The organism is Mesorhizobium sp. M0496 (genome assembly GCF_040321205.1).
In the GTDB taxonomy this organism is placed as follows: Bacteria; Pseudomonadota; Alphaproteobacteria; order Rhizobiales; family Rhizobiaceae; genus Mesorhizobium.
Map to the genome: position 1 here is coordinate 52681 of NZ_JAMYRC010000038.1, position 10785 is coordinate 63465.

The window sequence follows — 10785 nt, forward strand, 5'->3', positions numbered from 1 at the left end:
CAAGCGGTGTTCGCCAGGCTCCTGACAAAGCCGGACAGAAGCTGCCCGTTTAACCCCTGATCGCCTTGCCGGCTTGCTGCAGCAGCTCGAACGCGGCGAAGCGCTTGGCATGCCAGCCGGCCAGCGTAGCGTCGGGATGATAGACCTCGCCGAGTTCCGACATGCCGGCCATGGCCGTCGCGACATCCTTGTAGGTTCCGGCGGCGACAGCGCCCAGCATCGCCGAGCCGAGCAGCACCGGCTCCGGCGAGGTCGACGCGACCACCACCATGCCAGTCGTGTCGGCCAGCAGCTGGCGCACCAGCGGGCTTTGCCCGGCGCCGCCGCTGACGACGATGGTGTCCACCGGGATGCCCTTCTCATGCTCGGCCCGCACGATCTGGCGCGCGCCGTAGCCGAGCCCGCAAACACCGGCGACATAGAGCCCGACCAGGCTGTCGAGGCTGGTGTCGAGATCGAGCCCGGCGATCAGCGCGCGTGCGTCCGGATCGGCGAATGGCGCGCGGTTGCCGATGAATTCCGGCACGACATGGATGCCGCCGACCAGCGCCGGCGTGGCCGCTGCCCCATTGCGGCTTTGCGCCTGCAGCGACAGCCAGGCGCTGAGGCTGAGGCCGTCGGCCTGCGCCCTCGCCGTCGCATCGCCGCTCGCCGGGTGCATGCGCACCAGATGGTCGATCGCCGCACCCGCCGCAGATTGGCCACCCTCGTTCAGCCACAGGCCCGGCACCATGGCCGAGAAATACGGACCCCAGACGCCATCGACGAAGGCCGGTTCGGCGGTCGACGACATGGTGCAGGCCGAGGTGCCGAAGACATAGGCCATGCGCGACAGAACGCTGCCGAACGCGCCGCGCGCACCGACCGTGCCGACGCCGCCGGCATGCGCATCGATCAGCCCGGCCGCCACCGCGGTGCCGTGGCGCAGGCCAAGCTCCGCCGCCGCTTGCGCGGTCAATCCGCCGCCGAGTGCGGCACCTGCCGGTACGATCTCGGTGCCGATGCGGGCGAACCCCTCATCGGCAAGCGCGCCGAGGCCAATCTTGCGGAAATAGGTCTCGTCCCAGCGGCTCTCATGCGCCAGATACGTCCATTTGCAGGTCACCGTGCAGACCGAGCGCGCAAGGCTGCCTGTGGCCCGCCAGGTGAGGAAGTCGGCGAGGTCCAGGAACTGCCAGGCGGCATTGAAGGTGGCGGGCAGGTTTTCGGCCAGCCACAGGAGTTTCGGCGTTTCCATCTCCGGCGAGATGACGCCGCCGACATAGTTCAGCACCGCTTCGCCGCTGCGGTTGATGCGGCGTGTCTGCTCGACCGCGCGGTGGTCCATCCAGACGATGATGTTGCGGTCGGCATTGCCGGACGGGCCAACCGGCAACGGCACGCCGCCCTCGCCCAGCACCACCAGCGAACAGGTGGCGTCGAAGCCGATGCCGGCGATCGCCTCGGGCGCTATGCCTGATTGCGCGACGGCCGCGCGGACGACGATGCACACCGCCCGCCAGATGTCATCGCTCGACTGCTCGACAATATCGCCGGCCTCGCGCCAGACCTCGATATCCTGCTTGGCCGAGGCGAGCAGGTTTCCGGTGTGGTCGAACACCCCGGCCCGCGCGCTGCCAGTGCCGACGTCGATGCCGAGATAGTGGGGCATGAGGAACCTCCGGTTCAGGGAATAGGGAATAGGGAATAGGCAGTAGGCAGTAGGCAGTAGGAGATTAGTTAGTAGGGATAGGACGCGCGAAGCGTTTTTGAGCGGGGCCTGTAAGACTGTGCTTCCCCTACTGCCTATTCCCTACTCCCTACTGCCTCACAAATCATTGCTCTGCGGCAGAATCACCAGATCGCGGATCGTCACGTTGCGCGGCCGGGTCAGCATGAACATGACGGCCTCGGCCACTTCGCGCGGCTGCATCAGGCCGCCTGCGGCGAGCTCTTCCTCGAGCTTGGCCTTCGGCCAGTCGTCGACCAGTGCCGTCACCACTGGGCCCGGCGCTACTGCGCCGACGCGCAGGCCGTGCTTGGCGACCTGCCGACGCACGGTATGGACGAAGGCCTGCACGGCGTGCTTGGAGGCCGTGTAGATCGGCTCCCACACCACCGGGACCAGGCCGGCGATCGAACTGGTGACGATGATGTCGCCGGTCTTGCGTTCGATCATGTGCGGCAGCACCGCCTGGATCGAGCGGAAGCAGGCATTGATGTTGAGGTTCAGCATCCGGTCCCAGGCGTCGGGATCGCCGGTTGCCACCTCGCCGCCAACATAGGCGCCGGCATTGGCATGGAAGATGTCGAGCTGGCCGGCCTTCTCCAGGATCTGCGGCATCATGGTGGCGACGCTTGCCGGCTGCATCAGGTCGATCACCAGCGGGATCGCCTTGGGGCCAAGCTCGGCACACAGTTTGTTCAGCGTCGCCTCGGCGCGGTCGACCAGCACCACGGTGGCGCCGGCCGCCAGCATATGCCTGGCGCATTCGAGACCGATGCCTGATGCCGCGCCGGTGACGGCGGCAACTTTTCCGGACAGTTCTTCGCTCATGTCTTGCTTCCTGTTGAGGGGTTCAGGCCCGGCCATGGGAAACACGCGAGCGGCGGGCCAGCGAGTCGACGATGACTGCGATGGCAAGCACGGCGCCGGTGATCATGTACCGAAGCGACGAGGATAGATCGAGCAGCGTCAGGCCACTGGCGATCGACTGGATGACGATGATACCGAGCAGTGCCGAATAGGCGCTGCCGCGGCCGCCGAACAGGCTGGTGCCGCCGATGACGGCCGCCGCGATGGCGTTGAGGTTGACGTCGCCGGTGCCGGCCTGCTGGCTGGCCGAGGCAAGGCGGGCCGCCGACAGCACGCCGCCGAAGGCCGCAAGCATCGAGCACAGCACGAAGGCGCTGGAATAGATCAGCCGCACATTGATGCCGGCGCGCCTTGCCGCCTCGCGGTTGCCGCCGACCGCCGACATCGAGCGGCCCCATTTCGTCCGCGTCAGCGCGTAGTGCATTGATATGACAAGGCCGACGAACAGGCCGAACATCCACGGAATGCCGCGCGCCTGGTTGAGATAGAAGACGATGAGTTCGAGAATGACCGTGATGACGATCGCCCGCGTGATGAGCCCGCCGGTCGACGGCGCCGAGAGATTGGCGGCTCGGCGGCGCGCAACAGTGCGCAGGCCGGTGACTAGCATGACGATGCCGGGCACCGCCGCCAGCCCGAACGACACGAATTTCGGCATCATCAGCAGCTGGCCGAAATTCACCAGGTTCGAGCCGTAAGGCAGGTTGATCGAGCCGGTCGAGCCGAGGATGTAAAGCTGCATGCCAAGCACCGCCAGCAAGCCGGCGAGCGTCGAGACGAAGCTCGGCATGCCGAGCCGGTTGAACAGCAGCGCATAGAGCGCACCGATGAAGCCGCCGACGGCGATAGCGGCGAGGATGGCGAGCGCCACAGGCCAGCCCTGGTTGACCCACAGCGTGCCGACCATCGCCGAGGCAAAGCCGCTGATCGAGCCGACCGAAAGGTCGATCTCGCCGACCATCAAAACGCAGACGATGCCGAGCGCAATGACGCCGACGGTCGAGCAATCGAACAGCAGATTGACCAAATTGCTGCTCGACAGGAAGATCGGGTTGATGCTGGCGAACACCGTCCAGATGATGACCAGCCCGACGATGACCGGCAACGAGCCGAGATCGCCGGAGCGGACCCGGTCGAAGAACCTGCGGATGGCGCCGCCGACCCCGGCCTCGTGCTTGACGCGCACGTCGGCGCGGTCGAGCTGCGGCGGCACGGGGGCGGCCTGTTCGGCTTCGCGGCTCATGCGTGGGGCTCCTGGGTTTGGTCTTGCCTAGCCTGTCTGCGCTCGGCGCGCCGCGACACCGAATTGTTCGACGCGCCGGTGATGGCGCTGACCAGTTCCTGGTTCGAGGCATCGGGGGAGAAGATGCCGTTGTTGCGGCCAAGCCGCAGCACGACGATGCGGTCGGCGACAGCGCGCACGTCTTCCATATTGTGGCTGATGATCACGACGCCGAGGCCGCGGTCGCGCACACGCTCGATCAGGTTGAGCACTTCCGCCGTCTGCGCCACGCCAAGGGCGGCCGTCGGTTCGTCGAGCAGGATGAGCTTGGGTTCGAGCAGCAGCGAGCGGGCGATCGCCACCGTCTGGCGCTGGCCGCCCGACAGCGACGCGACCACTTCGCGGACACTCGGGATACGCGCCGAAAGCTCGTTGAGCAGCGTCCAGGCGCGCACTTCCATCGCCACCTCGTCCAGCCGTAGCGGACTGAGTTCGCGGCCGAGGAAAATGTTGGCGACGATGTCGAGGTTCTCGCACAGTGCCAGGTCCTGAAACACGGTGGCGATGCCGAGCGTCAGCGCCGCACTCGGGTCGGCCAGCGTCACCTGCTTACCGCGGTAGCTGATGCTTCCCGAACTCGGCTGATGCACGCCGGCCAGGATCTTGACCAGCGTCGACTTGCCGGCGCCATTGTCGCCGACCAGCGCCACAACCTCGCCGGCATGGACGTCGAGATCGATGTCGGTGAGCGCCGAGACGGCGCCGAAATGTTTCGAAATGCCGCGCAGGCTGAGCACCAGCTCGCCTGTCGGAACCGGTTCGTCCGGGGTTTCAATCATGCCAGCGACCTTTCAAAAAACCGGTTCGAGGAAGTGCGCTGTCTGGCCACCGCGCGGGTGGCCAGACAGCGGAGCGGGCAAGGGTCGCGGTCAGTTCCCGATGCCCAGCTTCTTGCAGCCTTCCGCGTAACGATCGACGCAGAGTTCGGCCGCGGTGTTGATCTTCTTGTCGATGATCTCGGCCTTCAGGTTTTCCTGCGTCACCACGGCCGGCGTGAACAGCTGCGAGGGTGTGTCGTACAGCGTCATCTCGGCCTTCGGCGTCTCGCCCGAAAGCAGCTTGATGGCGACGTTGGCGGCGGCCGCCGCCACGATCTCGCTCGGCTTGGAGATGGTGTTGTACTGGTCGCCGGCGATGATCAGCTGCAGTGCCGCGATCGTCGCGTCATTGCCGGTCACTGGCGGCACCGGATCGACGCCTGCCGCCTTGAAGGCCGCGATGGCGCCGCCACCGGTGCCGTCATTGGCCGCGACGACGCCGAGTATCTTCGGCCCGAAGCGGGTGATCTGGCCGCCGGCCCACTGCTGCGCCTTCGGCGGCGCCCATTCCGGCGTGTCGTATTCAGCCAGGATCTGGTAGCCGCTGTTGTCGAGGCCTTCATGGATGCCCTTCTTGATCAGGCCGGCCGCCGCGTCGGTCGGCGAGCCGTTGATCTGCAACACGCCGCCGGTGGCCGGATCGACCTTCAGCGCCTTCAGGTGCTCGACCAGCGAGTCGGCGATGGCTTTGCCGATGCCTTCATTGTTGAACGAGACATAGAAGTCGGCCGGTGCTGTCGGGATCGGCCGGTCATAGGCGATGACCTTGATGCCCTGGCTCTGCGCCAGCTTGACCAGCGAGGCGGCGGCGGTCGAGTCGACCGGGTCGAGCACGATCGCCTTGGCACCCTGCGAGATCACCGAGTTGAACTGCTGCTGCTGGCGCGAGGCGTCGGCATCGGCGTTCTGGTAGAGCACCTTGCAGCCCGGGCACAGCTTCTTCATCTCGGCGGCGAAGCCGGGATAATCGTGCTGCTCGTAGCGGGTCGAGGCCTGGTCGGGCATCAGGAAGGCAACGGTGGCGTCGGTGACTTCGGCGGCCCGGGCGATGGCGGCGGTGCCGGCCAGCAGCGACAGCGCAAGGGCTGCCATGCCGGCGGACTTCAATGAAAGTTTGGTCATTCGGTCTTCTCCGTTTCTCGATATGGTTGTAAGAAGGTCGTTGACTGCTTTGGTGTGGAGACACGCCTCCGGCCTCGCCCCAAACTGCAATTGAGAACTAGGGCCCGGCGCCAGCCTTTCGAGTCCGCGCCGACATCCTCCGCTGACGGAGGATTTTTCAAGACAAGCGCTCTCCATCGCGGACCGCCTATGCGTTCCACGTCGTCATGCGAAAGAAAGTATTTCCTCCCTTGGTTCCTCCCTGGCTCCTCCGTTAAGCGGCTTTTCCCGCGTTGATGTTGTCGGCCAGCAGGCGCCTGAAGCGTGAGGGCGGCATGCCCTTCTCCGCCAGGAACTGCCGGTTGAAATTGGACAGGTTGTTGAAGCCGACCTCGTAGCAGATGTCGGTGATCGAGGCCTGCTCGTCGCTCATCAGGATCTGGCAGGCGAGGTTGATGCGCAGCCGCTTGACGTATTGCACCAGCGACATGCCGGTGTGGCGGCGAAACGAGCGCGAGAAGGCGCCGGTCGACTGGCCGGCAATGGCCGCCAGATCCGCCTCGTCGAACAGCTGCGTCAGGTTCTCCCGGATATAGGCGAGCGCCTTGTTCATGCCGGCGGTCATGTAGCCCGACGGATCGGGCCGGTAGCTGGCGCTGGCCAGCAACTGGAATTCCTGGGCGCGGCTGAGCAGGCCTGCAATCATCATGAACAGCTCGATGCGGCGCACACCCTGCGCCTGCATCACCTCTTCCATCAGCGGCGCCAGCGCCTTGCTGGTGCGGTTGGAAAACAGCACGCCGCGACGCGACGCCTCGAGCAGATGGCCAAGTCCCGCCAGTTCCGGCAGCACATGCATGGCATCGCCGATGAAGCTTTCGGAAAACTGGATGATACGGCCGCGCAGCGGGATCGAACTGTCGCGGGGGATGTCGCTCACCCAATTGTGCGGCAGGTTCGGCCCCGTCAGCACCAGATTGCCCGGCTCGAACTCGCCAATGAAGTCGCCGACGAAATAGCGGCCGTTGGTGAAGATCACCTGATGCAGTTCATATTCGGGATGGAAGTGCCAACGCACCGTGTGGAAGGGGTAGCCGTGCGACCACGCCTTGAAGGACTCACCGCGTCGTATCTGGACAACTTCCAGGTCCGGTTCCATGTCCGTTTCCTCCCGGGCCGGTACGGATCGTTGCCGCATTCGGCCCAAATTCCCTAAACCGGCCGAATTGGTTTCGGCTCTGCATTTCGAGACCAAGGTACCGGCTCATGACAACAGGCGCCACCACGATTCGGGTCGGCGGATGATACTTTTTTAACCGGCAAGGGCTGCCGAGAGGCGATATTCGGGCAGGAGGGTCAGCCTTGCTGACGTGCTGGCCATGATTTGTGGGGCGGCCGGGTCATACCTTGAAGGTCGGCGTTCGGATCTTGCCCGCAACGACATTTGGATGGGTGCAGCCTGCGAGCCCGCTTCCGGATCGGATCGGCAACAGCATCATCTAAAGATATAAATACACTACATCTGCCGTGAGAAATTTTTCTTCGTCAAACATCCGTTTGCTCACCTTCAACCATTGATTAACTACCGTTCTTCATTCTGCGAATCGCCTGCAAGGCATGGTAAATCCAGGGATTCCTCAGTGCAGATTACCTCGGACCTCACTGTTACGATACAGAAGCTGGTATCCGCCAGGAGCGGCTTTGCTGGAACAAGCCAGCCGACGTTCCTCAAAGCTGGTACGTCCTTGCGGACCGAGGCTCCGGTCATCCGACCGGGCGCCGCCAGCAATGAGGACAACACCGAGTATGACTTGTTCGGTAGCTTTAGCCGAGGCCCCAAGGCGGACGTGCCAGCGACGTCATCCGCCAGTGCGGCACAGGCCTCCACCACGACGGCGGACGACCCCTATATGCTGGCCGGCAAGGCCAATTATGGCGAACTCTATGCCGAGTATACGCGCTTCATCATCTCGATGGTCGAGGCGGACCGCCGGCACGAAGACTCCACTGTTGCCCGCTATTTCATCCCTGCCGGCGAGACGCGGGAAACCGTGATGGCAATGGACGAGCATGACTATATTTGGGCTGTCGAGGACGAGATGGGGGCCGCCGCCGACCGCAGCCCGCAAGCGCAGGCGAACAAGGCGATCAGCAACCAAAGCCTTAGCTACGCCGACGCAAGCAGGATGGACTTCCGATTCATTGTTCAGCTTGCAGAAGGCATTGCCGGCTCTGAACGCAGCGTTGGCGCGCATCAGTCCCGAGGTCGTTGAGGCGCGTCTGCAAAGTATCGGCGACGACCCGAAGCTCCAACGTCTCGCGCAACAGATGGCCAAGAACGATATTCTCTCCGCCAAGACCAACCTACGCTACGTCGACGGGATCATCAAAGGTATCGAGAGTGGCTTCAACAAGATTGATGGCGATATTCTAGTGAAGAATGACCAAGGCCAGTACCAGCTTGGTGATTTCTCGATCTCGTTCAAGGGCGAGGCGATGCTGACCTCCAAGGACACATTCAAAGCGTTCACGGGCTGAGTCTCGTCGCGGCGCCCGGCGCCTCGGCGTGAAATCTCCCGGTGCGCCCCCCCGGCCGGCTGGCTTTGGAAACGACAAGCGGTGGCCTACCCCAAAGCGCGTCCCTTCACAACGCCAGGCTCCCCTGCTCCACTTCCTCGGCATTGGGGTCGCCCGGGGCCGTGGCCCAGGCCAGCTCAACGAGCGTCACGGTGCGCCTGCCTACCCCGTCGAGCTGGCAGACGATGAGCCCCTGCTCCTCGATATAGGTCAGGAGCCGCCGGGCGCGGCGCAGCGAGTGGGAGCCGTAGGCGCGGGCAATCGCGGCGTCGCTCGGGCACGGCCAGCCTTCCTTCGCCGCACGCGCGATCATCATGAACACGCCTTGCATGTCGTCGGGCAGCAGCGAGGCACGCACCGAGACATCCTGCCAGGCGTCGTCGCCTGCCGCCATGTCGGAGCCGAGGCCGGCGCGGGCGCGCGTCAGCATGCGTCGGAACTCCGGCAGGTCGGGCACGACCGAGGCGAGGCCTTCGATGCGGCAGCGGACCACGAATTCCTGATAGAGCACGCCGATGACGCGAAAACCCGCGTCGGGCTGCGCCAGGATGGCGCGCAGCACACGGTCGACGCGCTCGCGACGCTCCGCCAGATCCTCGGCGCTGATTTGCGGCTCCACCGGTTCGGGGCGGATTTCCAGCGCCGCCGACTTCGCCGCCATCAGCTGGTCGAGCAGGTCCGGCGACGCCATCCGGCGCGGCGCGCGCACGGCCTCTAGGGGCGGGGCGGCCAGAATGATCGCGCGAGCATCCTCCAGCGCCGCCTCCGGCATCGCCATCAGCCGCGGCGTGCCGTTGCGAGGGCTGGTGTCGGTCGGGCCGATGCGAAGCCCCAGCGGACGGCGCGACAGCGCTGGCCCCAGCGCCATGAACTGGCCGCGCTCCAGGTCGCGAAACGCCTCCGCCTGGCGCCGTTCCATGCCGAGAAGATCGGCGGCGCGCGCCATGTCGATATCGAGGAAGGTGCGGCCCATGAGAAAATTGGACGCCTCGGCGGCGACATTCTTGGCGAGCTTGGCCAGCCGCTGGGTGGCGATGATGCCGGCCAGCCCGCGCTTGCGGCCACGGCACATCAAATTGGTCATGGCGCCAAGCGAGAGCTTGCGCGCTTCGTCCGACACTTCGCCGGCCACCGCCGGCGCGAACAGCTGCGCCTCGTCCACGACGACCAGCATCGGGTACCAGTGGTCGCGGGCGACCTCGAACAGCCCGCCGAGGAAGGCGGCGGCGCGCCGCATCTGGTTCTCGGCATCGAGCCCTTCGAGATTGAGCACCGTGGAAACGCGATGGATGCGTGCCCGCTCGCCGGCCGCCTGCAGGCCGCGCTCGGTATGTTGCTCGGCATCGATGACCAGATGGCCGTAACGGTCGCCCAGTGAGACGAAGTCACCTTCGGGGTCGATGATGGTCTGCTGCACCCAGGGCGCGCTCTGCTCCAGGAGCCGGCGCAAAAGATGCGATTTGCCAGAGCCCGAATTGCCCTGCACCAAAAGCCGGGTGGCCAACAGTTCCTCGAGATCCAGATTCGCCGGGGCGCCGGCGGTCGTGTGTCCCATCTCGATCGCAACGGTCATTTCGACTCAAGGCTCCTTTCGCAGACGGGCATATCAACTGGGTCACAGCCAGTCGAGCGCGGATGGCCGCCAGTTCCGCGTTGCGCACAGTTGCCCTGACGCGATCCGTCGGGCGAACCCTGTGGATAGTAACCAGTCGTTCACCATCATCCGGCGTTCCGATTGCAGATACCAAGCATCCGCCTAGCCTGACCTCGCATCGCGTCCCCAACGTGGTGCGTCCCAACTCCGCCCCTGGCGACCGACGTTTTCAAGTTTCTTTCACAGTATATGTCGGTCGCCAATTTGGCGTGGTCCCCCATCCTGCCCTGACATCGTATGGACCCGCTCCATGGCGCAAACTTTGGGTTGACCCGTTCGGACCGCGAGGCGACACTTCACCCAACGCTGCAGGTGCGAGGAGGAATTGTGATGGACGAACCCGAACGGTGGCGCCACATGTCGACGGCGCCGAGGGATGGGAGCCGGATCCTGGTCACGGTGCGCCCATCCGAGCAGGGGCCGGCCGAAGTCGATCTCGCCTATTGGTCACGCGCTGACCAGTTCGCCTCGGAAGGCTGGCGCGCGTCGGACTCCTCGCCAGGGCGCGTCATCGAATACGCCGAACCGGAACTGAAATGCTGGATGCCGCTGCCGACAGCCAATCTCAGCCGCGCGTCCATGCCGGCGCCGTGGGAGGGTGACGACGCCCAACAGTTGGATGGCTCAGGGATTTAACGCTTTGACGGCTGAAGATTGGCGAAAGCGGCCAAACGGCCAATCTCCCCCCTTGTGGCAGGGCTGTCCGGGGAAAGTTTTGAGTGAATCGAAATGCCGCATGTGCATGCCCCGTAAAACGGGGTTTGTCCGTCTTCTCTCT

General features: G+C 64.9%; 10 protein-coding genes. 3 read left to right on the top strand and 7 right to left on the bottom strand.

Annotated features, from left to right (window positions below; translation table 11 throughout):
• Positions 1-49: 49 nt before the first annotated feature.
• The 6 genes from NKI73_RS26170 to NKI73_RS26195 all read right to left on the bottom strand — a co-directional run bounded on the left by NKI73_RS26170 (position 50) and on the right by NKI73_RS26195 (position 6935).
• A complete protein-coding gene (locus NKI73_RS26170) occupies positions 50-1651 on the bottom strand; it encodes an FGGY-family carbohydrate kinase (protein ID WP_352633887.1) in 1602 nt (533 codons plus the stop codon).
• A 156-nt stretch (positions 1652-1807) separates the two neighbouring features.
• On the bottom strand, positions 1808-2536 hold the full coding sequence (locus NKI73_RS26175; RefSeq protein ID WP_127327764.1) for an SDR family oxidoreductase: 729 nt from the start codon (positions 2534-2536) through the stop codon (positions 1808-1810).
• A gap of 22 nt (positions 2537-2558) precedes the next feature.
• Positions 2559-3818: a sugar ABC transporter permease gene (locus NKI73_RS26180; protein WP_352633889.1), complete on the bottom strand. Its 1260-nt coding sequence runs from the start codon at positions 3816-3818 to the stop codon at positions 2559-2561.
• Positions 3815-4636, bottom strand: a complete 822-nt coding sequence (locus NKI73_RS26185; protein WP_352633890.1) for an ATP-binding cassette domain-containing protein — start codon at positions 4634-4636, stop codon at positions 3815-3817. Before NKI73_RS26185 ends, NKI73_RS26180 begins: the two co-directional genes overlap by 4 nt.
• A 90-nt stretch (positions 4637-4726) precedes the next feature.
• Positions 4727-5797 carry an ABC transporter substrate-binding protein gene (locus tag NKI73_RS26190; RefSeq protein ID WP_352633892.1) on the bottom strand — a complete coding sequence of 357 codons (1071 nt, stop codon included), beginning with the start codon at positions 5795-5797 and terminating at the stop codon, positions 4727-4729.
• Between the two features lie 253 nt (positions 5798-6050).
• Positions 6051-6935, bottom strand: coding sequence for a helix-turn-helix domain-containing protein (locus NKI73_RS26195; protein WP_352633894.1), 885 nt, complete (start codon positions 6933-6935; stop codon positions 6051-6053).
• Positions 6936-7416: 481 nt separating this feature from the next.
• On the opposite strand from NKI73_RS26195, the gene NKI73_RS26200 reads away from it, so the two are divergent.
• Both NKI73_RS26200 and NKI73_RS26205 read left to right on the top strand, forming a co-directional pair.
• Entirely contained in the window at positions 7417-8049 is a 633-nt protein-coding gene (locus NKI73_RS26200; RefSeq protein WP_352633896.1) for a hypothetical protein, read from the top strand.
• The gene (locus tag NKI73_RS26205; protein ID WP_352633898.1) at positions 8021-8314 is read left to right on the top strand and encodes a hypothetical protein; all 294 of its coding nucleotides are present in this window, start codon (positions 8021-8023) and stop codon (positions 8312-8314) included. Before NKI73_RS26200 ends, NKI73_RS26205 begins: the two co-directional genes overlap by 29 nt.
• Positions 8315-8420: 106 nt before the next feature.
• On the opposite strand, the gene NKI73_RS26210 is transcribed toward NKI73_RS26205, so the two are convergent.
• Entirely contained in the window at positions 8421-9926 is a 1506-nt protein-coding gene (locus NKI73_RS26210; protein ID WP_352633900.1) for a helicase HerA domain-containing protein, read from the bottom strand.
• 411 nt (positions 9927-10337) lie between these two features.
• On the opposite strand from NKI73_RS26210, the gene NKI73_RS26215 reads away from it, so the two are divergent.
• On the top strand, positions 10338-10643 hold the full coding sequence (locus NKI73_RS26215; protein WP_352633902.1) for a hypothetical protein: 306 nt from the start codon (positions 10338-10340) through the stop codon (positions 10641-10643).
• Positions 10644-10785: the final 142 nt, after the last annotated feature.

Coding starts and splice junctions, on each gene's coding strand:
- NKI73_RS26170 (WP_352633887.1), bottom strand. CDS start 1,651: ATGCCCCACTATCTCGGCATCGACGTCGGCACTGGCAGCGCGCGGGCC.
- NKI73_RS26175 (WP_127327764.1), bottom strand. CDS start 2,536: ATGAGCGAAGAACTGTCCGGAAAAGTTGCCGCCGTCACCGGCGCGGCA.
- NKI73_RS26180 (WP_352633889.1), bottom strand. CDS start 3,818: ATGAGCCGCGAAGCCGAACAGGCCGCCCCCGTGCCGCCGCAGCTCGAC.
- NKI73_RS26185 (WP_352633890.1), bottom strand. CDS start 4,636: ATGATTGAAACCCCGGACGAACCGGTTCCGACAGGCGAGCTGGTGCTC.
- NKI73_RS26190 (WP_352633892.1), bottom strand. CDS start 5,797: ATGACCAAACTTTCATTGAAGTCCGCCGGCATGGCAGCCCTTGCGCTG.
- NKI73_RS26195 (WP_352633894.1), bottom strand. CDS start 6,935: ATGGAACCGGACCTGGAAGTTGTCCAGATACGACGCGGTGAGTCCTTC.
- NKI73_RS26210 (WP_352633900.1), bottom strand. CDS start 9,926: ATGACCGTTGCGATCGAGATGGGACACACGACCGCCGGCGCCCCGGCG.
- NKI73_RS26215 (WP_352633902.1), top strand. CDS start 10,338: ATGGACGAACCCGAACGGTGGCGCCACATGTCGACGGCGCCGAGGGAT.